The 22457-nt window shown below is 71.4% G+C and carries 20 protein-coding genes and 1 pseudogene; 14 read left to right on the top strand and 7 right to left on the bottom strand.

From position 1 onward, the window contains the following. The 5 genes and pseudogenes from ABD236_RS18700 to ABD236_RS18720 form a co-directional block, all read right to left on the bottom strand. Window positions 1–222 (bottom strand): annotated as a pseudogene (locus ABD236_RS18700) (2-oxoacid:ferredoxin oxidoreductase subunit beta); the annotation flags it as partial. Then, on the bottom strand, window positions 215–2152 hold the full coding sequence (locus tag ABD236_RS18705; RefSeq protein ID WP_344074916.1) for a 2-oxoacid:acceptor oxidoreductase subunit alpha: 1938 nt from the start codon (window positions 2150–2152) through the stop codon (window positions 215–217). The gene ABD236_RS18705 and the pseudogene ABD236_RS18700, both read right to left, overlap by 8 nt. Before the next feature lie 251 nt (window positions 2153–2403). Next, window positions 2404–3063, bottom strand: coding sequence for a response regulator transcription factor (locus ABD236_RS18710; RefSeq protein WP_344075060.1), 660 nt, complete (start codon window positions 3061–3063; stop codon window positions 2404–2406). 458 nt (window positions 3064–3521) lie between these two features. After that, entirely contained in the window at window positions 3522–4832 is a 1311-nt protein-coding gene (locus tag ABD236_RS18715) for a sensor histidine kinase (RefSeq protein WP_425543906.1), read from the bottom strand. Window positions 4833–5505: 673 nt separating this feature from the next. Further along, a complete protein-coding gene (locus tag ABD236_RS18720) occupies window positions 5506–6846 on the bottom strand; it encodes a sensor domain-containing protein (RefSeq protein ID WP_344074918.1) in 1341 nt (446 codons plus the stop codon). A 313-nt stretch (window positions 6847–7159) separates the two neighbouring features. On the opposite strand from ABD236_RS18720, the gene ABD236_RS18725 reads away from it, so the two are divergent. From ABD236_RS18725 to ABD236_RS18785, 13 genes are all read left to right on the top strand, one after another. Then, window positions 7160–7558, top strand: a complete 399-nt coding sequence (locus tag ABD236_RS18725) for an NADH-quinone oxidoreductase subunit A (RefSeq protein ID WP_190092168.1) — start codon at window positions 7160–7162, stop codon at window positions 7556–7558. Continuing rightward, entirely contained in the window at window positions 7549–8355 is an 807-nt protein-coding gene (locus ABD236_RS18730) for an NADH-quinone oxidoreductase subunit B (RefSeq protein WP_344074919.1), read from the top strand. The genes ABD236_RS18725 and ABD236_RS18730 overlap by 10 nt, the downstream gene beginning before the upstream one ends. Continuing rightward, window positions 8352–9899, top strand: coding sequence for an NADH-quinone oxidoreductase subunit C (locus ABD236_RS18735; RefSeq protein ID WP_344074921.1), 1548 nt, complete (start codon window positions 8352–8354; stop codon window positions 9897–9899). Before ABD236_RS18730 ends, ABD236_RS18735 begins: the two co-directional genes overlap by 4 nt. Continuing rightward, window positions 9896–10864: a complex I subunit 1/NuoH family protein gene (locus ABD236_RS18740; RefSeq protein WP_344074923.1), complete on the top strand. Its 969-nt coding sequence runs from the start codon at window positions 9896–9898 to the stop codon at window positions 10862–10864. The genes ABD236_RS18735 and ABD236_RS18740 overlap by 4 nt, the downstream gene beginning before the upstream one ends. Beyond that, the gene (locus ABD236_RS18745) at window positions 10864–11499 is read left to right on the top strand and encodes a NuoI/complex I 23 kDa subunit family protein (RefSeq protein ID WP_344074924.1); all 636 of its coding nucleotides are present in this window, start codon (window positions 10864–10866) and stop codon (window positions 11497–11499) included. Before ABD236_RS18740 ends, ABD236_RS18745 begins: the two co-directional genes overlap by 1 nt. Further along, window positions 11496–12098, top strand: a complete 603-nt coding sequence (locus ABD236_RS18750; protein WP_344074925.1) for an NADH-quinone oxidoreductase subunit J family protein — start codon at window positions 11496–11498, stop codon at window positions 12096–12098. The genes ABD236_RS18745 and ABD236_RS18750 overlap by 4 nt, the downstream gene beginning before the upstream one ends. Then, entirely contained in the window at window positions 12098–12457 is a 360-nt protein-coding gene (gene nuoK / locus ABD236_RS18755; protein WP_344074926.1) for an NADH-quinone oxidoreductase subunit NuoK, read from the top strand. Before ABD236_RS18750 ends, nuoK begins: the two co-directional genes overlap by 1 nt. Continuing rightward, window positions 12454–14454, top strand: coding sequence for an NADH-quinone oxidoreductase subunit 5 family protein (locus ABD236_RS18760; protein WP_344074927.1), 2001 nt, complete (start codon window positions 12454–12456; stop codon window positions 14452–14454). The genes nuoK and ABD236_RS18760 overlap by 4 nt, the downstream gene beginning before the upstream one ends. A 27-nt stretch (window positions 14455–14481) precedes the next feature. Next, window positions 14482–16035 carry an NADH-quinone oxidoreductase subunit M gene (locus tag ABD236_RS18765; protein WP_344075061.1) on the top strand — a complete coding sequence of 518 codons (1554 nt, stop codon included), beginning with the start codon at window positions 14482–14484 and terminating at the stop codon, window positions 16033–16035. Then, the gene (locus tag ABD236_RS18770; RefSeq protein WP_425543902.1) at window positions 16032–17690 is read left to right on the top strand and encodes an NADH-quinone oxidoreductase subunit N; all 1659 of its coding nucleotides are present in this window, start codon (window positions 16032–16034) and stop codon (window positions 17688–17690) included. The genes ABD236_RS18765 and ABD236_RS18770 overlap by 4 nt, the downstream gene beginning before the upstream one ends. A gap of 178 nt (window positions 17691–17868) precedes the next feature. Further along, window positions 17869–18324 carry a large conductance mechanosensitive channel protein MscL gene (locus tag ABD236_RS18775; RefSeq protein WP_344074928.1) on the top strand — a complete coding sequence of 152 codons (456 nt, stop codon included), beginning with the start codon at window positions 17869–17871 and terminating at the stop codon, window positions 18322–18324. A 148-nt stretch (window positions 18325–18472) separates the two neighbouring features. After that, window positions 18473–19336 (top strand): zinc metalloprotease HtpX, encoded by an 864-nt coding sequence (gene htpX, locus ABD236_RS18780; RefSeq protein ID WP_344074929.1) that lies wholly within the window; start codon window positions 18473–18475, stop codon window positions 19334–19336. After that, window positions 19333–19722 carry a YccF domain-containing protein gene (locus tag ABD236_RS18785; protein ID WP_329401256.1) on the top strand — a complete coding sequence of 130 codons (390 nt, stop codon included), beginning with the start codon at window positions 19333–19335 and terminating at the stop codon, window positions 19720–19722. Before htpX ends, ABD236_RS18785 begins: the two co-directional genes overlap by 4 nt. A 306-nt stretch (window positions 19723–20028) precedes the next feature. On the opposite strand, the gene ABD236_RS18790 is transcribed toward ABD236_RS18785, so the two are convergent. Then, window positions 20029–21252 (bottom strand): APC family permease, encoded by a 1224-nt coding sequence (locus ABD236_RS18790; protein ID WP_344074931.1) that lies wholly within the window; start codon window positions 21250–21252, stop codon window positions 20029–20031. A gap of 118 nt (window positions 21253–21370) precedes the next feature. Between ABD236_RS18790 and ABD236_RS18795 the strand changes: the two genes are divergently transcribed. Continuing rightward, window positions 21371–21643 (top strand): GlsB/YeaQ/YmgE family stress response membrane protein, encoded by a 273-nt coding sequence (locus ABD236_RS18795; protein WP_344074932.1) that lies wholly within the window; start codon window positions 21371–21373, stop codon window positions 21641–21643. A 104-nt stretch (window positions 21644–21747) separates the two neighbouring features. Here the strand turns inward: ABD236_RS18795 and ABD236_RS18800 are convergent, their stop codons facing one another. After that, window positions 21748–22452 carry an alpha-ketoglutarate-dependent dioxygenase AlkB family protein gene (locus ABD236_RS18800; RefSeq protein ID WP_344074934.1) on the bottom strand — a complete coding sequence of 235 codons (705 nt, stop codon included), beginning with the start codon at window positions 22450–22452 and terminating at the stop codon, window positions 21748–21750. Window positions 22453–22457: the final 5 nt, after the last annotated feature.

The raw sequence follows: 22457 nt of genomic DNA on the forward strand, positions 1-22457 counted from the left end.
GTAGGTGTTCATGTAGTACGGGAAGCGGCTGGAGCAGCCGATGCCGGAGACGAAGACGATGTTTTCTTTGGCGAGGCCGAGTTCGGGCATGAAGCCCTGGACGGCGGCGAGGACGGCGTAGTCGCCGCAGCCGGGGCACCAGCGCACTTCCTGGTCCGACTTGAAGTCCTTCATGGACTGGGCGGCCTCGGCCTTCGGGACCAGCTTGAGCGCCTCAGACATGGATGGCCTCCTTGAGGACCGTGGCGAGCTGCTCGGCTTTGAACGGCATGCCGTTGACCTGGGTGAACGACCGGGCGTCCACCAGGTACTTCGCCCGGATCAGGGTGGCGAGCTGGCCGAGGTTCATCTCGGGGACGACGACGGTCTCGTAACTCCGCAGGGCGTCACCGAGGTTGCGCGGGAAGGGGTTGAGGTGGCGCAGATGGGCTTGCGCGATGGGTACGCCCTCGGCGCGCAGCCGGCGCACGGCGGCGGTGATGGGCCCGTACGTGGAGCCCCACCCGATCACCAGTGTGCGGGCGCCGTCGGGGTCGTCCACGTCCAGGTCGGGGACCTCGATGCCGTCGATTTTCGCCTGGCGGGTGCGGACCATGAGGTCGTGGTTGGCGGGGTCGTACGAGATGTTGCCGGTGCCGTCCTGCTTCTCGATGCCGCCGATACGGTGTTCCAGGCCCGGGGTGCCGGGCACGGCCCAGGGCCGGGCGAGGGTCTGTGGGTCGCGCTTGTACGGCCAGAACACCTCGGTGCCGTCGGCGAGGGTGTGGTTGGGCACGGTGGCGAACTGGACGCGCAGGTCGGGCAGTTCGTCGAGGTCGGGGATGCGCCAGGGCTCGGATCCGTTGGCGAGGTAGCCGTCGGAGAGCAGGAACACCGGGGTGCGGTAGGTCAGGGCGATACGGGCCGCGTCGATCGCCGCGTCGAAGCAGTCCGCCGGGGTCTTCGGCGCCACGATCGGCACCGGGGCCTCACCGTTGCGCCCGTACATCGCTTGCAGCAGGTCGGCTTGTTCGGTTTTGGTGGGCAGGCCGGTGGAGGGTCCGCCGCGCTGGATGTCGACGATGAGCAGCGGCAGCTCCAGGGACACCGCGAGCCCGATGGTCTCGGACTTGAGGGCCACGCCCGGGCCCGAGGTCGTCGTCACGGCGAGGGAGCCGCCGAAGGCCGCGCCGAGCGCGGCGCCGATTCCGGCGATCTCGTCCTCGGCCTGGAAGGTGCGCACGCCGAAGTTCTTGTGTTTGGACAGCTCGTGCAGGATGTCCGAGGCCGGGGTGATCGGGTACGAGCCGAGGTAGAGCGGCAGATCCGCCTGCTGGCCTGCCGCGATCAGTCCGTAGGAGAGGGCCAGGTTGCCGGAGATGTTGCGGTAGGTGCCGGTGGGGAAGGCGCGGGTGGCGGGGGCGACCTCGTAGGAGACGGCGAAGTCCTCGGTCGTCTCGCCGAAGTTCCAGCCCGCCCGGAAGGCCGCCACGTTGGCCTCGGCGATCTCCGGCTTCTTGGCGAACTTCTGCCGCAGGAAGGCCTCGGTGGCCTCGGTGGGCCGGTGGTACATCCAGCTCAGCAGCCCCAGCGCGAACATGTTCTTGCTGCGCTCGGCCTCTTTGCGGGGAAGCCCGAACTCCTTGAGCGCTTCGACGGTGAGGGTGGTCAGCGGCACGGGGTGGACGTTGTAGGCCTCCAGCGTCCCGTCTTCGAGCGGCGAGGTCTCGTATCCGACCTTGGCCATGGGCCGTTTGGTGAACTCGTCGGTGTTGACGATGATGTCCGCGCCGCGGGGGACGTCGGCCAGGTTGGCTTTGAGGGCGGCGGGGTTCATGGCGACGAGGACGTTGGGTGCGTCGCCGGGGGTGAGGATGTCGTGGTCGGCGAAGTGGAGCTGGAAGCTGGAGACGCCGGGCAGGGTGCCTGCGGGGGCGCGGATCTCGGCGGGGAAGTTCGGCAGGGTGGACAGATCGTTGCCGAACGAGGCGGTCTCCGAAGTGAACCGGTCACCCGTGAGCTGCATACCGTCACCCGAATCACCCGCGAACCGGATGATCACCCGGTCGAGGCGCCTGACCTCTTTGTGGCCCACGGGTTTGCGCTGCTCGCCGACGACGGCCTCTTCGGCCCCGTCTGCCTGCTCGGCTGACGTACTGACCTGGCTGGTCACTGAACTGGACCTCCCTGGGACGGGCTGCTCGGGCGCGCCCGGAGAACCGGTCGCTCCAAAGTCCACCCTACGTCTGTAAGGGTCGCCTTCCTTGGATGGATCGCATCCCGGACACCCTTTTGAGATGGTCCAATGCCCCGGTTTGTCATATTTCAGTCGCCCCCCGGCTCCTTCTGGTAAGACGCCCCTCGCTCGTTCTTCGGTTCTGGTCCCCTGCCCCCGCCCGACGCACCTGACAGGGTGTCAGGTGTTCAGGAATTGAGATAGGTCAGTACCGCGAGTACCCGTCGGTGGTCCCCGTCACTTGGGGAGAGACCGAGCTTCAGAAAGATGTTGCTCACGTGCTTCTCGACGGCGCCGTCGCTCACGACCAGCTGTTTCGCGATCGCGTTGTTGGTCCGCCCCTCGGCCATCAGACCGAGGACCTCGCGCTCGCGCGGTGTGAGCCCGGCCAGTACGTCCTGCTTGCGGCTGCGGCCGAGCAGCTGGGCGACGACCTCGGGATCCAGGGCGGTACCGCCCTGCGCGACCCTGACGACCGCGTCCACGAACTCCCTGACCTCGGCGACGCGGTCCTTGAGCAGATAGCCCACGCCGCGGCTGGAACCGGCCAGCAGTTCGGTGGCGTACTGCTCCTCCACGTACTGCGACAGCACGAGTACCCCGATTCCGGGGTGGAGCTTGCGCAGCAGCACCGCGGCCCGTACGCCCTCGTCCGTGTGGGTGGGCGGCATCCGTACGTCCGCGACCACCACGTCCGGCAGCGCGTTCTGGTCGGCGAGCTCGCCGACGGTCTTGACCAGCGCGTCTCCGTCGCCGACCCCGGCGACGACGTCGTGCCCCCGGTCGGTCAGCAGGCGGGTCAGTCCCTCCCGAAGCAGCACTGAATCCTCGGCGATGACGACCCGCACCCTGTCCTCCACGATCTGCAGCCCCCCGGCTAGGTAATGCTCGACTGAGCCCCCGCCCGACGACGGTGCCCACACCAAGCATCCCAGCATCCGGACCGCGCTGCGGGAAATCTGGGCCCGGACTTTGTCTGCGGCTGGGGGGGGCGGGCTGCTCGCGCGGTTCCCCGCGCCCCGTGACTACCTGGGGGCGCGGGGAACGGCGCGGGAGGCGGCCACCGGCCCGCGGCCGACGAACTACCTGGGGGCGCGGGGATCGGCGCGAGAGGCGGCCACCGACCCGCGGCCGACGAACCACCTAGGGGCGCGGGGAACTGCGCGACCAGCCCCCCACTCACCCGCAGACAAAGACCGGGCCAAAAAGGGCGCGCGGGGAACGGCGCGACCAGCCGACCACTCACCCGCAGACGAAAGGGGGTGTGGGGGGCCGAAGGCCCCGCTCGACCCCCTCGTTCCGCGGGCTACGCCCGCCACGGCAGCTCCGCCGTAACCGTCGTAGGCCCGCCCGGAGGCGAATCCACCACCAGAATCCCGTCCACCGCGTCCAGCCGCTCCGCCAACCCCGCGAGCCCGGACCCGCCGGCCGCCGAGGCCCCGCCCCGCCCGTTGTCCGTGACCTGCAACATCAGCCGGTCCTGAGCCCGCCACACATCGACCCCGGCCCGGCTCGCCCCGCTGTGCTTGCTCACGTTCTGGAGGAGCTCGGAGACGGTGAAGTACGCGATTCCCTCGATGGCCGGCACCGGCCGCCCCGGCAGATCCACCTCCACCTGCACCGGCACCGTGCAGCGCGAGGCGACCGAGGACAGGGCGGCGTCGAGGCCGCGGTCGGTGAGGACCGCCGGATGGATGCCGCGCGCCAGGTCGCGCAGCTCCTGAAGCGCCACCTTCACCTCGCCGTGCGCCGAGTCCACCATCCGCGCCGCCGCGTGCGGATCCTCGGTCAGCTTCTCCTTCGCCAGCCCCAGATCCATCGCGAGGGCGACCAGCCGCGCCTGCGCCCCGTCGTGCAGATCCCGCTCGATGCGCCGCAGGTCCGCCGCCGAGGTGTCGACGACCACGCCCCGGTCGGACTCCAGCTCCACCACCCGCTCCTCCAGCCGCGACGGCCCGAGCAGCCCGAAGAGCAGCCCCCGGTCGACGTACGTCAGCGCCCGGATGACCCACGGCACGGCGAGCGTGATGACCAGTCCGACCAGCGTGGTCACGGTGAGCTCGAACGGCGAGTCCAAGTAGAAGTTGTGCGTCCCGTCCCCGTACAGCTGCATGCCGTCCTGGCCGGCGTACGTGGGGAAGACCCAGTACCACAGCGGATACGTCAGCAGCCCCCACCCGTTCACCCACAGCGTCAGCGAGACGACGAAGGAGAAGACCGCCCACGGGAAGTGCAGCACCGAGTAGAGCAGGTGGCGCCAGGACACCCCGCTCTTCAGGACCGCCCCGATCCAGGCCATCCCGCTCTTGCCGCGTACGGGCTGCGGCGCCGGCACGTCCACGCCGAGCAGCGCCCGCGCCCGGCCGCGCTCCAGCGCGCCGAGGGCGCGGCAGCCGACGAGCCCGAGCGCGAGCACTGGGATGCCGAGGAAGGTGATCAGCAGTCCGGCGCTGAGCGACACCATGACGATGGCCCAGGTGAAGGCGACGATGCTGATCGGCAGGCTGAGCAGCAGATAGCCGAACTCACGGAACGTCCGGGCCTCCAGCGGCGCGCGCAGCGCCGGCGGAAGGAAGTGCTGCCGCGCCGGCCGCCGCCGCCCGTACTCCGTCTCCATGATCATCGGTCCGTCCGTTCCGTTTCCCCAGATGTACGCGTGGCCGCGTTCTCGTACGTACGAGTCTGCTTGACCCGCTCGCCCCCGACCATGGAGCCGGTCACCGTCTCCAACGGGGGGTTTTCCCTACCCTGGGCCGGGGTCGGCCCTTTGTCTGCGGCTCGGTGGACGGCCGGCCGCGCAGTTTCCCGCGCCCCTTCTTGCGCCTGGCCTTCATCTGCGGGTGCCTGGTGGGCTGGTCGCGCAGTTCCCCGCGCCCCTGGGTAGTCCGGTCCCTCGGGCGGGTCCCCGTGCCCCCTTTTGCGCCCGGCCTTCGTCTGCGGGCCGGTGGCCGGTTGCTCGCGCAGTTCCCCGCGCCCCTAAAAGCCGGTGGCTGAGCAGGTCCCGAAGGCTGAGACCCCCACCGAGCCCCCCATGGCCGAGCTGACATCTCCGGCTAGGCCCGACCCCTCAGGGGCGCGGGGAACGGCGCGAGAAGCGGCCACCGACCCGCGGCCGACGAACTACCCAAGGGCCGCGAGAAGCGGCCACGGACCCGCAGCTGACGAACCACCTAGGGGCGCGGGGAACTGCGCGACCAGCCCACCACACACCCGCAGACAAAGTCCGGGCACATCAGGGGCGCGGGGAACTGCGCGATCAGCCACAGACGGCCCCGCAGGCGAATACCGGGCTACGCCCGCCACGGAAGCTCCGCCGTCACGACCGTCGGCCCCCCGACCGGCGAGTCGAGGACGAACAACCCGTCCACCGCCCCCAGCCGCTCGGCCAGCCCCGCCATCCCCGTACCCCCGTCGAGCCGCGCCCCACCGCGCCCGTCGTCCTCGACCTGGATGAGCAGCCGGTCGCCCGTCCGCCACACCTCCACCGAGGCAGCCCGCGCACCGCTGTGCTTGCTGATGTTCTGGAGGAGCTCGGAGACGGTGAAGTACGCGATGCCCTCGATGGCCGGCACCGGCCGCCCCGGCAGATCCACCTCCACCTTCACCGGCACCGTGCAGCGAGAGGCGACCGACGACAGGGCGGCGTCCAGACCGCGGTCGGTGAGGACCGCCGGATGGATGCCGCGCGCCAGGTCACGCAGCTCCTGGAGCGCCAGCTTGACCTCGCCGTGCGCCTCGTCGACCATCGCCGCCGCCGCGTCCGGGTCCTCCAGGAGCTTCTCCTTGGCGAGGCCGAGGCCCATGGCGAGGGCGACGAGCCGGGCCTGGGCGCCGTCGTGCAGATCGCGTTCGATCCGGCGCAGATCGGCCGCCGCCGTGTCCACGACCACCCCCCGGTCCGACTCCAGCTCGGCGATCCGCCGCTCCAGGTCGTCCGATGGCGAGAGCAGCGCGCGCACCATCATCCGGTCCACGTTGGTGAGCGCCCGCGCGACGAACCCGAGCACCGGCCACGCCACGAACAGGCTGACCGTGGTGACGGCGAAGGTCAGCACGCCCCAGGGCAGCCGGATGAACTCGTACAGCACGTTCCGCCAGCCCACCGGGTCCTTCAGGCTCGTCCAGAGCCAGCGCATGGCCCCACCGCGCGCCCCCGGCCGCAGCGCGCGCGCCGGGATCGGCGTGGGCTCCTCGATCCGTACGCCGAGCAGCGCGCGCGCCCGCGCGCGTTCCAGCTTGCCCAGCTGGCGGGCGCCGACCAGGCCGACCGCCAGCAGCGGCAGACCGATCACCGTGACCGAGAGCCCCACGCCGGTGAAGACCAGCACGGCCACGTAGACGAAGCCGATGAGCCCCATCGGCAGATTGGCGAGGAGATGCGTGATCTCCTTCCAGGTCCGCCGGTCATAGGCGAACCGCGCGGGCGGCGGCCTGTCGACATCGTCGTACGACTGCTCGTACGGCTGTTCGTACGACTGTCCATGCGGTTGGTCGTACGGCTGGTCCGACGGCCCGTCGTACGGCCGCCCGTGCGGCCCGTCGTACGGCCTGCTCTTCGGCCGTCCCGGCCGTCCCGGCCGTCGGCCGGAGCGGCGGCCAGGCTGCGGCTCGTCGCGGAAGGTGCTGGTCATGTAGGCAAGCCTGCCGGGCCGCGCGGCCGGGCGCCATGGGGTAGCTATGCCGGTTCGGGCGGGGGAAAACCCCACCCCCGCCACTCACCACACCCTCCCGGGCCCGCGCACCCCGCTGCGACCAGGTCGCGCCCGGGGTCCAGTTCCGGACACGGCGGCGGTGCCCGCTGGGACGCCGCCGCCCAGGTGTCAGGTGTGCAACCTGCGTGAGACACCTGCTTACGCCGTCCTTAGCAGGGCCTAGACTCCCGTGCGTACAGATCGTCGAACAGACCGCAACGAACGCAACGAGGTCAGGGAGCGAGGGGCGGACGTGCCGGAACCGACCGTACGCCAGCTGTCGGCGGACTACTTCCACAGCTATTCGGTCGTCGGACTGCTCGCCGTCGTCGGCGTGCTCTTCGTCGCGGTGGCCTTCGGGGCCGGACGGCTGCTGCGGCCAGTGGTCCCGACGCCGGAGAAGCTGCTCACGTACGAGTGCGGAGTGGACCCCGTCGGCGAGGGCTGGGCGCACACGCAAGTGCGCTACTACGTCTATGCCTTCCTGTACGTGATCTTCGCCGTCGACTCGATCTTCCTCTTCCCGTGGGCGACGGTCTTCGCCGCTCCCGGATTCGGCGCGGCCACGCTGGTCGAGATGTTCATCTTCCTCGGCTTCCTGGCCGTGGGACTGCTCTACGCATGGAAGAAGGGCGTCCTGGAATGGACGTGACGACTCCGGATCCCCGGTTCCTGCCCACGCCGACCGTGGCCGAAAACGGCGCCCCGGCGCCCGCCGGGGCCTCGGCCGTGCAGGGCCAGCGCCTGGGCGTGCTCTCGCGCCTGGCACCCGAGCCGATGAAGGTGGTCCTCAACTGGGGCCGCCGCTACAGCCTCTGGGTGTTCAACTTCGGACTCGCCTGCTGCGCCATCGAGTTCATCGCGGCCTCGATGGCCCGCCACGACTTCATCCGCCTCGGCGTGATCCCCTTCGCGCCCGGCCCGCGCCAGGCGGACCTCATGATCGTCTCCGGCACGGTGACGGACAAGATGGCCCCGGCGGTGAAGCGGCTGTACGAGCAGATGCCCGAGCCGAAGTACGTCATCTCCTTCGGCGCTTGCTCCAACTGCGGCGGCCCGTACTGGGACTCGTACTCGGTGACCAAGGGCGTCGACCAGATCATCCCCGTCGACGTCTACGTCCCCGGCTGCCCGCCCCGCCCCGAGGCCCTCCTCCAGGGCATCCTCAAACTCCAGGAGAAGATCGCCCGCGAGTCCCTGAGCGAGCGCTACGCGACGCGGGCGACGACGGCCCAGCTCACGAGCGGGTTGGTGACGGCGCCTCCGACGACGGCCGCTCCTGTGAACGGGGCGGCGGAGGGCGCCGGGTCCATCGGGTCCACCGAAACAACCGGCTCCACCGAAACAGCCGGTTCCACCGAGGCAACCGGTTCCACCGGTTCCACCGAGGCAACCGGTTCCACCGGTTCCACCGAGGGCGACACGCCGACCCCGGGGGCCGCGCAGTGACCGCGTACGACCGTCTGCCCGACGCCGTCACGGAGATCTTCGGCGAGGAGGCCACCGCCGAGGAGGCGTACGGCCTCCTCACCGTCGACGTCCCCGCCGGCTCGTGGATTCCTGCCCTGGAGATCGCCCGGGACAAGGTGGGCTGCACGTACTTCGACTGGCTCAGCGCGGTCGACGAGCCGGGCACCGGCTTCCGGGTCTGCGCGCACGTCGTCTCCCTGGAAGGCCGCCGCGTCCGCCGCCTCCTCGTCCGTACCACCGTGCCGCACACCGCTCCCGTCCTGCCCTCGGCCGTGGACGTGTACGCGGGCGCCGCCTGGCACGAGCGCGAGACGCACGAGATGTTCGGCGTCACGTTCGAGGGCCACCCGAACCTGGTCCCGCTCCTCCTTCCCGAGGGCTTCGAGGGCCACCCGCTGCGCAAGGACTTCGTCCTCGCGGCGCGGGTCGCCAAGGCGTGGCCGGGCGCGAAGGAGCCGGGGGAGTCGGAGCACGGCGGCCCGAAGCGTCGCCAGATGCTCCCGCCCGGCGTCCCGGACCCGAACGAGTGGGGCCCTCTGAAGGGCCAGCTTCCGCCCGCCCCGGCCCGCACCCCGCGCGCGGCCGGAGACCGCCCGGCCCGCCGCACCCGTACGGTCACGGAGGGCTCCGCGTCCCAGACGGCGGCCGAGGGCGCAGCCCCGACCCCGCGCCGCGCCCGCAGCGCATCGCAGGGCTCGGCATCCCAGGCGCCGGAAGCCCCCCAGGCGGCAGAGACCATGTCGGCGACCGAGGCCCCGGCCCCGGAGACCCCCACTCCGCGCCCGCGCCGCACCCGCACCGCCTCGGAGGGCTCGGCGTCCCAGACACCGGAGACCACACCGGCTCCGGAGCCCAAACCGGCCCCGGAGGGCACACGCGCCCCGGGCGGCACACCGGCCCCGGAGGGAACACCGGCTCCGGAGACCACACCGGCTCCGGAGGGCACACGAGCCCTGGGCGGCACACCCGCCCCGGAGGCCGCACCCCGAACCGCGCCCACCGCCGGTCCGGCGCCGCGCCGCACCCGCAGCGCCTCCGAGGGCTCGGCCTCCCAGGCCCAGCCTTCGGCCCGCCCCGAGCCCACCGCCCCGCCGCGCACCCGCAGCACGGACGCGCCCTGGAACAACCCGCGCCCGGCGTTCGACGACGCCCCGCCGTCCCCGGCCGCGCCGGCCCGTACGGAACCGCCGACCCCGGCCGCGCCGACGCCGGCCGAACCGACCCCGGCCGCCCCGACCCCGAAGCCCGAGGTCGACCCCGAGGCCCGGAGCGGGGCCGGTGCCAGGCCCGGAACCCCGGCGCCCACCGAAGCCGGGCCCCCCGCACCCGAAGCCGCACCCGAGGCCGAGGCCGAGGGCGAACCCGGTGCCGAGGCCGGAACCCCGGCGCCCGCCGAAGCCCGGCCCTCCGCACCGGAAGCCGCAGCCGACCCGGCCGGGCCCGCCACGCGCGACCGTGACACCGGCACCCACACCGACACCCACACCGACCCCGACACCCCCGCCGGAGGCGAACCCGCGTGAACGACGCACTCGACGTCGCCCTCCGGCTCCTCGTCGTCTTCGCCGTGTTCCTCGTCCTGCCGCTGGTCATCGGGCAGACCGAGCACAAGGTCATGGCCCATATGCAGGGCCGCCTCGGCCCGATGTACGCCGGCGGCTTCCACGGCTGGGCCCAGCTCGTCGCCGACGGTGTGAAGTTCGCGCAGAAGGAGGACGTGGTCCCGGCCGACGCCGACCGTCGCGTCTTCCAGCTCGCCCCCGCCGTCGCCCTGCTCCCGTACCTCCTCGTCCTGGTCGCGATCCCCGTCGGCCCGAGCGAGGGCGCCGTCGGCCAGGTGGTCGACGCGGGCATCTTCTTCGTACTCGCCGTCATGGGCGTCGGCGTACTCGGCTCGCTCATGGCCGGCTGGGCCTCCGCCAACAAGTTCTCCCTCCTCGGCGGACTGCGCACCGCCGCCCAGCTCCTCGCGTACGAGCTGCCGATGCTGCTCGCCGCCGCCTCCGTGGCGATGGCGGCGGGCACCGTCTCCCTCCCCGGCATCCTCAACGCCTTCGAGTGGTGGTGGCTGCCCTGGCAGATCGTCGGCGCCCTGGTCTTCTTCACCGCCGGGCTCGCCGAACTGCAGCGCCCGCCCTTCGACATGCCCGTCGCCGACTCCGAGATCATCTTCGGCGCGTACACCGAGTACACGGGCCTGCGCTTCGCCCTCTTCCTCCTCGCCGAGTACGCCGGGATCGTCGTCCTGTGCGGCCTCACCACCGTCCTGTTCCTGGGCGGCTGGCACGGCCCCTTCGGCGCCGACGGGCTCGGCTGGGTCTGGACGCTCCTCAAGACCGCGCTCCTCGCCTTCGTCGTCATCTGGCTCCGCGTCAGCTATCCCCGGCTGCGCGAGGACCAGCTCCAGAAGCTCGCCTGGACCACACTCATCCCGCTCGCTCTCGCGCAGATCGCGCTCACCGGCATCGTGAAGGTGGCGATCAACTGATGGCTGCGTCGCTCCCGCCCGCCCGGTCCCGCTTCCCCGGGTCCGGCCTGGCCAAGGGACTCGCCGTGACGCTGCGCACGATGACCAAGAAGACGGTCACCGCGCAGTACCCGGACGTCCAGCCCGAACTCCCGCCGCGCAGCCGCGGAGTGATCGGCCTGTTCGAGGAGAACTGCACGGTCTGCATGCTCTGCGCCCGCGAGTGCCCCGACTGGTGCATCTACATCGACTCCCACAAGGAGACGATCCCGGCCGCCGCCCCCGGCGGCCGCGAGCGCAGCCGCAACGTCCTCGACCGCTTCGCCATCGACTTCTCCCTCTGTATGTACTGCGGTATCTGCATCGAGGTGTGTCCTTTCGACGCGCTGTTCTGGTCGCCCGAGTTCGAGTACGCGGAGACGGACATCCACGAGCTCACCCACGAGCGCGACAAGCTCCGCGACTGGATGTGGACCGTCCCGGCCCCGCCCGCACTGGACCCGGGCGCCGAGGAGCCCAAGGAGATCGCCGCGGCCCGCAAGGCAGCCGAGAAGCTCGCCGCGGCCGAGGCCGCGGAGGCTGCCGAGGCGGCGCAGGCCGCGTCGGCCGACCCGGCCGCCGAGTCCGCCCCCGAGGCCGAGGAGGGCCCGGCATGATGCACCTCCTCGCCGCCGGGCACCACCCGGTGCACCACGGCTTCCTCTCCCCGACCGGCGTGGAGATCGCGTTCCTCCTCGTCGGCGCGGTCACCTTCGGCGCGGCCGTCCTCACGGTCACGACCAAGCAGCTGGTGCACGCCGCCCTCTGGCTGGTCGTGGCGCTCGGCGGCATCGCCGTCGAGTACCTCCTGCTCACCGCCGAGTTCATCGCCTGGGTGCAGGTACTGATCTACGTCGGTTCCGTCGTCGTCCTCCTCCTGTTCGGACTGATGCTCACCAAGGCGCCGATCGGCCGCTCCCCGGACGCCGACTCCGGCAACCGGTGGGCCGCCCTCCTCGTCGCCCTGGCCGCCGCCGGCTCCCTCTTCTGGGTCGTGGTGGACGCCTTCCGTACGACCTGGATCAACCTCGACGGCCCCGGCCAGGGCTCGACCAAGGTCTCCGGCTCGATCCTGTTCCGCCACTGGGTGCTGCCGTTCGAAGCGCTCTCCGTCCTCCTTCTCGCCGCCCTCGTCGGCGCGATCGTCATGTCCCGCAAGGGCGGCGACCCGAGCGGCACCCTGGGCGACGCCCCCAGAGACAAGGAGCAGCGCTGATGCACCTGATCTATCCGGCCGGGCTCGCCGTCCTCCTCTTCTGCACCGGTGTGTACGGAGTGCTCGCGCGCCGCAACGCGATCCTCGTCCTGATGTCCGTCGAGCTGATGCTCAACGCCGTCAACCTCAACCTCGTCGCCTTCGACGTCTGGCTGCGCGACACCCTGCACGCCGGACAGGCGCTCACCCTGTTCACCATCGCCATCGCCGCCGCCGAGATCGGCATCGGCTTGGCGATCGTCCTGGCGGTGTACCGCAACCGGGGCACCGCGGACATCGACAAGCTCCGCGACACCGCCGAGGGCTCCGGCCCCGACGACCCCGCCGCCCCGGCACAGAAGGCTGAGGCAGCCGCGTGACCACCACCACCCTCGCCGTCCTCGTCCCCCTCCTTCCGTTCCTGGGCGCGGCCGCCGGACTGCTGCTGGGCCGCACCGCCCCCGGTTATGTGCGTCCGCTGGCCGTGCTGCCGACGCTGGCCGCGTTCGTCCTCGCCGTCGTCGTCGCCGTGGACCAGGGCGGCGGCAAGTCGATCGACGCCTCCCACCGGCTCACCCCGACCGGGTCCGTCCCCATCGACCTCGCCCTGCACCTCGACGGCTTCGCCGCCCTCGTCGCCGTCCTGGTCGGCCTGGTGGCGACCTGTGTGCAGCTGTATTCGACCGGGTACCTGCGCGACGACCCGCGCTACCCCTCGTACGCCGCTCTCGTCTCCCTCTTCACCTCCGCGATGCTGCTCGTCGTCTACTCCGGCGACCTGATGGTGCTGCTGGTCGGCTGGGAGATCATGGGCATCTGCTCGTACTTCCTGGTCGGCCACTACTGGGAGACCCCCGAGGCCCGAGCCGCCTCCCTGAAGGCCTTCCTGGTCACCAAGCTCGGTGACGTCCCCTTCCTGATCGGTCTGTTCGCGCTGGCCACCGACGCCGGTACGTTCCGGATCACCGGGGTCGTCCAGGCCGCCCTCACCGGCGGCATCGACCACCCCACGCTGATCGCCCTGCTGCTGCTGGCCGGCGTGGCGGGCAAGTCCGCGCAGTTCCCGCTGCACACCTGGCTGCCCGACGCGATGGCGGGCCCGACCCCCGTCTCCGCCCTGATCCACGCCGCGACGATGGTCGCGGCCGGCGTCTACTTCGTCGCCCGACTCCTCCCCGTCTTCGCGGCCTCGGCGGCCGCGCTGACCGTGCTCGCCGTGATGGCCGCCGTCACGATGGTCGGCTCGGCGCTGGCCGCCCTCGCCCAGGACGACATCAAGCGCGTCCTCGCCTACTCGACGATCGGTCAGCTCGGCTACATGTCCGGCGCCCTGGCCGTCGGCGACCGCGGCGCGGCCGTCTTCCACCTCCTGTCGCACGGCGCCTTCAAGGCGCTGCTGTTCCTCGCGGCCGGCGTGATCATCCACGCGGCCGGCACCAACTCGCTGTCCGCCATGTCCCGCATGGACGGCCTGGCCCAGCGCATCCCCGACGCGTACTGGACGATGACCGTCGCCCTGCTCGCGCTCTCCGCGATCCCTCCCTTCGCCGGCTTCTTCTCCAAGGAAGCCGTCCTGTCGGCCGCCGAGCACACCGCCCTCGGCGACAGCACCGTCGCCCCGCAGGGCAGCGGCTGGATCGTGCTGATCGCCGGGCTGCTCACGGCCCTGCTCACCGCCGCGTACGCCACCCGCCTGTGGCTGATGGCCTTCCGCGGCAAGGGCACCCCGGCCCCCGACCACGGCCGCCAGCCGATCGCCATGAACACCGTCCTGTGGGTGCTCGCGGTTCCCTCGCTCGCCTTCGGCCTCACCACCGGCTACCTCGACGACTGGTTCGACGGCCACGCGCTCACCCCGGCCCTGACCACCTCGGTGCTCTCCACCGGTGTCGCCCTGGTCGGCGGCCTCGTCACATACGCGACCTGGCGGCACACCAGCGCCCTGGCCGCGCGCACCCCGATCGGCGCGGTCGCCGCCCACCCGGAGGCGGACGGGGGCCTGGTCGAGGAGGAGGCCATCGCCAGCCACGAACCGGCCTACGGCGACATCGCCTCCGCGCACGACCCGGCCGACCCGGGCCGACTGCTGCTCGGCCCGCTGCACCGCCACGCGGCCACCGGCTTCCACCTCGACGCGGTCTACCGGGCCCTGTTCATCCGACCCGTGCTCGCCGCCGCCTCCCTGGTCCGCTTCCTGGACCGCGAGGTCGTCGACACGTACGTCCAAGGCGCGGGAGCCCTGCCGCGCTGGATGGGCTGGGCCGTCCGCAAGGCCCAGACCGGCAATGTGCAGACCTATCTCAGCGCGCTGCTCGCGGGCTCCGCCGTCCTGGCGCTCGTCGCCGTCGTCCTTGCCAACGCCAACGCCGGATCGTGAGCCGTGATTGATATCAGCGCGTCCGTGATGCAGTTCCTCCTCGCGTTCATCGTGGTCGGCCCGCTCGTCGGCGCGGTGGCGGCGCTGCTGCCCGCCCCGCCCGGACTGAAGGGGAAGTCGCCCGGCCAGGCCGTGCTCCGCCACGGCGTGACGGTCACCGGCGTGATCCTGCTCGCGGCGATCGTCCTGGCGCTCGGCTTCGACCGGGACCACCCGTCGAAGATGCAGGCCACGACGGACATCAAGTGGATCCCCACGCTGAACGTGCGCATCCACCTCGGCATCGACGGCATCTCGCTCCCCCTTCTCGTCCTGACCGCGCTGCTGACCTTCCTCTGCGCGCTGTACAGCTATTTCAAGATGCCCGCGGGCCCGTCCCCGCAGGCTTTCGTCGCCCTGCTGCTCGTCCTGGAGTCCGGCACCCTCGCCACCTTCGCCGTCCTCGACCTGCTGCTGTTCTTCCTCGCGTTCGAGATGGTCCTCATCCCGATGTACTTCCTGATCGCCCGCTGGGGCGGCGACCAACGGCAGGCGGCCGCCTGGAAGTTCATCCTCTACACCCTGCTCGGCTCCGTCGTGATGCTGCTCGGCCTGCTGCTGATCGGGCTGAAGACCGGCACCTTCGACATGGTGGCACTCGCCACTGACAACGGCCGGGGGATGACCACATCGGTGCAGGTCATCGCCGTTTTGGCGATCGGGATCGGGCTCGCCGTGAAGACCCCGATGTGGCCGCTGCACAGCTGGCTGCCGGACGCCCACACCGCCGCGCCGACGGTCGGCTCGGTGCTGCTGGCCGGCGTGCTGCTGAAGATGGGTACGTACGGTTTCGTCCGGATCGTGCTCCCCATCGCCCCCGAGGGAATGCACCGGTTCGCCCCGTATCTCGCCGCTTTCGCGGTCGCCGGGATCATCTACGGTTCGCTGGCCTGCCTGGCCCTGGCCAAGCGGGGCAACAAGGGCGATCTGAAGCGCCTCATCGCGTACTCCTCCGTCGGCCACATGGGCTTCGTGCTCCTCGGCATCGCGAGCATGACCCCGACCGGCGTCAACGGCGCGCTCTTCGCCAACATCGCCCACGGCCTCATCACCGGCCTGCTCTTCTTCCTCGTCGGCGCCCTGAAGGACCGGTACGGCACGGCCGACCTGGACACCCTCGCCGGCGCGACCGGGGCCGCGCTCTACGGCCGGGCCCCGCGCCTGGGCGGCCTGCTGGCCTTCGCGGCGGTCGCCTCGCTCGGACTGCCGGGACTGGCCGGGTTCTGGGGCGAGATGCTGGCCATGTTCGGCGCGTTCGACCCGGCCGACGGCCTCAGCCGCCCCGCCTTCCTCACCTTCGTGTCCATCGCGGCCGTCGGCACGCTGCTCACCGCCGCGTATCTGCTGGTCGTCGTGCGCCGCGTCTGCATGGGCGCGCCGGACGACCGGCAGGAGCCGCGGCTCATGGACGTCCAGGGGTACGAAGTCGCCTCGTGGAGCCCGCTCGTCGCCCTCACCGTCCTCGCCGGCCTTTGGCCCGCGGTCCTTCTCGGCCTCACCGATCCGGCCGTCCACAAGCTCCTCGCAGGAGGCAAGTCGTGACCGTGGCCGCCGCAAGTGCCGTGGGTACCGCCAGCGCCGCAGCCGTCCCGGGCGCCGCAAGCTTCGTCCAGTCCGTCGACTGGCTCGCGATCGCCCCACCGGTGATCACCGCGTCCGTCGCACTGATCGTGCTGGTCGCCGACCTCTTCCTGCCGAAGGAGCGCAAGCCGCTGCTCGGCGGGCTCACGGTCGCCGGGCTCGTCGCCGCGCTGCTCTTCCTCATTCCGCTCCACAAGTCGACGCGCTCGACCTTCTGCCTCACCACCAACCCCGAGGCGTGCAGCTACACGGTCGACCGCTTCACGCTGGTGCTCCAGTTCCTGGTGCTCGGCGGCGCCCTGCTCACCGCGCTGCTGTCGATGACGGACACCAAGGAGAAGCTGCCCGCGGGCGAGTTCTGGTTCCTGCTGCTCTCGTCGGCCGCGGGCGCCGCACTGCTGCCCGCCTCCCGTGACCTGGCCACTCTGATCGTCGCCCTGGAGGTCGCCTCGCTGCCGGCCTTCGCGCTCGTCGGCCTCAAGCGCGGCGACCGGCTCTCCTCGGAGTCGGCACTCAAGTTCTTCCTCTCCTCGGTGACCGCCACCGCGGTGATGCTGCTCGGCGTCAGCTTCGTGTACGCGGCGACCGGCACCCTGCACCTCACCGAGATCGCCAACCGCCTGGCCGACGTGCCCTACCAGCTGGACACCGTCGCCCAGACCGGCGTCGCCCTGACCCTGGTGGGCTTCGCCTTCAAGACGGCCGCCGTCCCCTTCCACTTCTGGGTACCCGACACCTACGTGGGCGCGCCCCTGCCGGTCGCCGCCTATCTGTCGGTCGTCGGCAAGGCCGTCGGCTTCTCCGGCCTCATCCTGGTGACCGTCATCGCCTTCCCGGCGTACGCGGACGTGTGGGGCCCGGCGATCGCGGTCGTGGCCGCGCTGACCATGACCATCGGCAACGTGGGCGCACTGCGGCAGTCGGCCACGCGCGCGTACAGCGCGATCCGGCTGCTCGCCTGGTCCTCGGTCGGCCAGGCCGGCTATCTGCTGGTGCCGATCGCGGCGGCGGGCTACTCCAGCGACGCCCAGGTCGGCGCGACCGTCGCGTACGCCCTGATGTACGCCGTGGTGAACCTCGGCGCCTTCGCGGTGGCCGCGCTGGTCGCCCGTACGAGGCCGCTGAACCGTATCGCCGACTACCGCGGCCTGTACGCCGAGCGTCCGCTCGCGGCGCTCGCGCTGGGCTTCTTCCTGCTGTGCCTGGCGGGCCTGCCGCCGGGCATCATCGGCCTGTTCGCCAAGGTGACGGTCTTCTCGGCGGCGGTCGACGCGGGCCTGGGCTGGCTGGCGGTCGTCATGGCGCTCAACGTCGTGATCGCCCTGTACTACTACCTGCGGTGGACGGCCGTACTGTTCCGCGCGCCCGAGGAGGCACAGGCCCCCGTGGAGGCCGTCGCGGCCGGTACGGCGGCGAGCAGTGCGGCGGGCGCCGAACCGGTCGGAGCCATGGGTTCCGGCACGGGAGCAGGTGCCGGTGACGCGGGCGTGACCGTGGTGCGCCCGCGCGTCCCGGCCCCGCTCGCCCTCGCCATCGCGCTCACCGCGCTCGCCGGCATCGGCCTGTCGGGCATGCCCCAGGCGGCCCTGCACTTCGCGTCCATCAGCCTCTTCTGACAGCCTCGTCCGGGCCCGTCGGCTACCGCCCGTTCGGCCATCGGGAGCACCGGTTCGCGCAGCCGGTTTGAATTCCGCTGCCCGGGCAGGGCACTGTCGTACGCGCGTACGCGTACGCACGCATGCCCGTACGGCGAACGGTCGGCCGGGCAGCCGAAGACCACTAGGAGCGAGAGCAGTGCTGAGCGGGTTCAAGGACTTCATCCTTCGCGGGAACATAGTGACGATGGCCGTCGGTCTGGCCGTCGGATCGGCGTTCACCGCTGTCGTCACCGGCTTCAGCACCGCCTTCATCACCCCGCTCATCGGCCTCGCCACCCGCTCGACGGGCGACTTCACGGCGGCGAAGTTCAAGGTCGAGGGCGTCGAGTTCCCCTACGGGAAGTTCATCAGCGCGGCGATCGCCTTCCTGATCACCGCCGCGGTGCTCTACTTCCTGGTCGTCGTCCCGATGATGAAGGTGCAGGCACGGTTCGACCGCGACAAGCCGGTCGACATCAAGGCCGCCCTGCGCGACTGCCCGCGCTGCTACACCCAGGTCCCGGGCATCGCCTCCCGGTGCGCGCACTGCACCAGCGAGCTGGAGCCCGACCCGAAGGCCCTGGAGCTCGCCGGACTGCCCGCCCCGCGCTGACCCACCCGTACGGAGTAGGGCGCCCTCCAGCGCGCACAAGGGAACCAGCGGTCCTCGTCTGGCGTTGACCAGTACGGGAGCGTCCACTGGAAAGTGGAAGGACCATCAGGCAATGGGTTCCCCTGCCGCACCATTTGGAGGGCGTACCGTGCACCGCCGGCACAACGGGTTGAGGACAGCCGTCCTTCTCGGAGGACTGTCCGCGCTCATCATCGTCATCGGCAGCTTCTTCGGGCGCATGGGGCTGATCGTCGCGCTGCTCGTGGCGCTGGGCACCAATGCCTACGCGTACTGGAACAGCGACAAGCTGGCCCTGCGGGCCATGCGCGCCCGCCCGGTCAGCGAGTTCGAGGCCCCGGCGCTTTATCGGATGGTCCGCGAGCTGTCGACGGCCGCGCGCCAGCCCATGCCGCGTCTGTACATCTCACCGACCCAGGCGCCGAACGCCTTCGCGACCGGCCGCAACCCCCGCAACGCGGCGGTGTGCTGCACGGAGGGGATCCTGCAGATCCTCGACGAGCGCGAGCTGCGCGGGGTGATCGGCCATGAGCTCAGCCATGTCTACAACCGGGACATCCTGATCTCGTCGGTCGCCGGAGCCCTCGCCTCCGTGATCATGTTCCTGGTGAACTTCGCCTGGCTGATCCCGGTGGGCCGGTCCAACGACGACGAGGGCCCGGGCATCGTCGGCATGCTGCTGATCATGATCCTCGGGCCGCTCGCGGCGTCCGTCATCCAGCTGGCGATCAGCCGCTCGCGCGAGTACGAGGCGGACGCCTCCGGCGCGCAGCTGACCGGCGACCCACTGGCCCTGGCCAGCGCCCTGCGCAAGCTCGACGCGGGCACCAAACAGCTGCCGCTGCCGCCGGAGCCGCGGATCGAGACCGCGAGCCACATGATGATCGCCAACCCCTTCCGCCCGGGCCAGGGTGTCTCCAAGATGTTCTCGACACATCCGCCGATGGCGGAGCGCATCGCCCGACTCGAACAGATGGCAGGTCGCCGCCCGTGAAGACAATTCTGAACGTCATTTGGCTGGTCCTGTGCGGCTTCTGGATGTTCCTGGGCTATCTGGTCGCGGGTGTCCTGCTCTGTATCACGATCATCGGCATCCCCTTCGGCCTGGCGGCCTTCCGCATCGGCCTGTACGCGCTCTGGCCGTTCGGGTACACGGTCGTGGAACGGCGGGACGCGGGCGCCGCCTCCTGCATCGGCAATGTGCTGTGGCTGATCCTGGCGGGCTGGTGGCTGGCGCTGGGCCACATCGTCACGGGCTTCCTGCTCTGCATCACGATCATCGGGATCCCGCTGGGCATCGCGAACTTCAAGCTGATCCCGGTCTCGCTGCTGCCCCTGGGCAAGCAGATCGTGCCGACGGACCAGCCGTTCTATCGGTAGCCGGTAGCCGGTAGCCGGTAGCCGGTGGCCCACAGCCGGGAGCCCGGAAATTTCCCTGCCGGGAGCCACCCGGCAAAAAGTTATCCACAGGGAAAAGGGCAGGTCAGGGTAGCTGCGGCCCGATTGTCAGCGGTGTGGTCCACCATGGAGCCATGACCGAGAACGAGAAGGTTTCCCAGACTTTCCCGGCGGGGTTCCACGGCCGAATATGAGGCCGGGCGCGGCGGGGCAGTGGCTCAGCGTGCGAGGCACGGGACGGGACGGGTCGCGGGTGTCGGCGCCACTCCCACGACCTCTCGCTTCTGCTCACTCCCGCCGGGCCCGCACGGCGTACGCGACCGCCCCCACGGCCAGCACCGCGCTGCCCGCCAGTACTGACGACGGCGGCAGGGCGAAGGCGAGCAGCAGGCAACCGGCCAGTCCGCAGGCCGCGAGCGGCCGCCCGCCTCGGCCCGGCCCGAGCGTCCACGCCGACGCGTTGGCGATCGCGTAATAGACGAGTACGCCGAACGACGAGAAGCCGATCGCCCCGCGCAGATCGGCCGTGGCCGCCAGCACCGCCACCACGGCACCCACCGCGACCTCGGCCCGGTGCGGCACCTGGAACCGGGGGTGCACGGCGGCCAGCGTGCCCGGCAGATGGCCGTCCCTGGCCATCGCGAGGACCGTGCGCGAGACCCCGAGCACCAGCGCGACCAGTGACCCGAGCGCGGCCACCGTCGCCCCGGCCCGCACCACCGGCACCAGCCCCGGCGCGCCCGCCGCCCGCACCGCGTCGGCGAGCGGGGCCGTAGCCCGCCCCAGACCGTCCGCGCCCAGTACGGAAAGGACAGCCACCGCGACACACACATAGACGACCAGCGCGATGCCCAGCGCCAGGGGAACAGCGCGAGGGATCGTCCGGGCCGGATCACGCACCTCCTCACCGAGGGTGGCGATCCGGGCGTACCCGGCGAACGCGAAGAAGAGCAGCCCCGCCGCCTGGAGCAGCCCCGCCCCGCCCTCGGACAGCCCGACGTCCGGGCGCCCGGCGGCGGACGACCCCAGGCAGGTCGCCACGACGGCCGCGAGGACCGCGAGCACCAGCGCCACGATCGCCCGCGTCAGCCACGCCGACTTCTGCACACCCCCGTAGTTCACGGCGGTCAGCGCCACCACCGCCACGACCGCCACCAAGTGGGCCTGCCCCGGCCAGACATAGGTGCCCACGGTCAGCGCCATCGCCGCACACGAGGAGGTCTTGCCGACGACGAACCCCCAGCCCGCCAGATACCCCCAGAACGGCCCGAGCCGCTCCCGCCCGTACACATAGGTGCCACCGGACGCGGGATAGCGGGCGGCGAGGCGTGCCGAGGCCATGGCGTTGCAGTACGCGACGGCTGCGGCCAGTGCCAGAGCGGCCAGCAGCCCGGTCCCGGCGGCGTTCGCCGCGGGGGCGAGCGCGGCGAAGATCCCGGCGCCGACCATCGAGCCGAGCCCGATGACCACGGCGTCGAAGACGCCGAGGCTGCGGCGCAGTTCCTGTGTCATGCGCCGCACCCTAGCCACCGGCGCAACCACGCCCGGAACGGAGTACGTCTTCCGGAACAACACGACATGAGACGCGACCTCACACGGGTCGCCACCGAACGAAAGGCAGGTTCAGGACATGGGCATCGTCAGCTGGATCATCCTCGGCCTGCTCGCCGGAGCGATAGCCAAGATCCTGCTCCCCGGGCGGGACCCGGGCGGTCTGATCGGCACGACGGTCATCGGGATAGCGGGTGCGTTCGTCGGCGGCTGGATCTCGGCGCGCTGGCTGGACCGCCCGGTCGCCAACCACTTCTACGACGGCGCCACTTGGGCGGCGGCGATAGGCGGCTCGCTGGTGCTGCTGATCGCCTACCGCATAGTCTTCGGCAACTCGCGCGACCGCCGCTGAGACGAGGCCCGGCCTGCCACAGGCCGCCTCCTCCAGGCTGACTTTCCGCCGGCCGACTTCCATCGGCCAGCCCTCTACCGGCCAGCCCTCCACCAGTCCGCCCTCTACCGGTCCGCCGCCCGGCGGTCAGCATTTGAGACCCGTCCTTCTTTGAGGCCCGTCTCGCGGAGGGTCAGGTTGAGGCGGCCGCCGGCCAGGCCGGTGGTGGTCGGGTCGCCGGTGCCGGGCAGGACCTTGGGCACGCCGTGGAAGGCGAAGCGCGAGGCGCCGCCGAAGACGAAGAGGTCGCCCGAGGCCAGCTCGACGTCGGTGTAGGGGCGGCCCCGGTCCTCGGTGTTGCCGAAGCGGAAGAGGCAGCTGTCGCCGATGCTCAGGGAGACCACGGGCGCGCCGGAGCGCTCGTCCTTGTCCTGGTGCATCCCCATGCGCGCGTCGCCGTCGTAGAAGTTGATCAGGGCGGTGTCGGGGGAGTAGCGGCCCCCGGCGGCGGGGTCGCCGTACGCGTCGGCCACCGCGGCGCGCCCGAGCGCGGCGAGCCAGTCGGGGAAGGGAGCGACGGGGCGGCCGTTCACGTCGTCGGCGGTTCGGGTGTACCGGTAGGGCTGCCAGTGCCAGCCGATGCAGACGGTTTGCACGGACATGACACCGCCGCCCGGCAGCACGGTGTGCCGGATGGGAACGGGCCCGCGCGCCCATTCCCGGCAGGCCGCCACCAGTTCCCGCTGCCGTTCGGGCGACAGCCACCCCGGCACGTGCACGGCGCCGGGGGCGACGACGGCGCGTGGCCGGGGGAACAGGGCGTCACTCATCGGGC

It is taken from the genome of Streptomyces crystallinus (genome assembly GCF_039521265.1).
Classification (GTDB): Bacteria; Actinomycetota; Actinomycetes; order Streptomycetales; family Streptomycetaceae; genus Streptomyces; species Streptomyces crystallinus.

Bases quoted from the DNA above. Each gene is read 5' to 3' on its own strand.
- nuoK (WP_344074926.1), top strand. From the start codon at position 12,098: ATGCACCTGATCTATCCGGCCGGGCTCGCCGTCCTCCTCTTCTGCACC.
- ABD236_RS18795 (WP_344074932.1), top strand. From the start codon at position 21,371: ATGGGCATCGTCAGCTGGATCATCCTCGGCCTGCTCGCCGGAGCGATA.
- ABD236_RS18750 (WP_344074925.1), top strand. From the start codon at position 11,496: ATGATGCACCTCCTCGCCGCCGGGCACCACCCGGTGCACCACGGCTTC.
- ABD236_RS18745 (WP_344074924.1), top strand. From the start codon at position 10,864: ATGGCTGCGTCGCTCCCGCCCGCCCGGTCCCGCTTCCCCGGGTCCGGC.
- ABD236_RS18715 (WP_425543906.1), bottom strand. From the start codon at position 4,832: ATGGAGACGGAGTACGGGCGGCGGCGGCCGGCGCGGCAGCACTTCCTT.
- ABD236_RS18800 (WP_344074934.1), bottom strand. From the start codon at position 22,452: ATGAGTGACGCCCTGTTCCCCCGGCCACGCGCCGTCGTCGCCCCCGGC.
- ABD236_RS18765 (WP_344075061.1), top strand. From the start codon at position 14,482: ATGCAGTTCCTCCTCGCGTTCATCGTGGTCGGCCCGCTCGTCGGCGCG.
- ABD236_RS18720 (WP_344074918.1), bottom strand. From the start codon at position 6,846: ATGACCAGCACCTTCCGCGACGAGCCGCAGCCTGGCCGCCGCTCCGGC.
- ABD236_RS18730 (WP_344074919.1), top strand. From the start codon at position 7,549: ATGGACGTGACGACTCCGGATCCCCGGTTCCTGCCCACGCCGACCGTG.
- ABD236_RS18790 (WP_344074931.1), bottom strand. From the start codon at position 21,252: ATGACACAGGAACTGCGCCGCAGCCTCGGCGTCTTCGACGCCGTGGTC.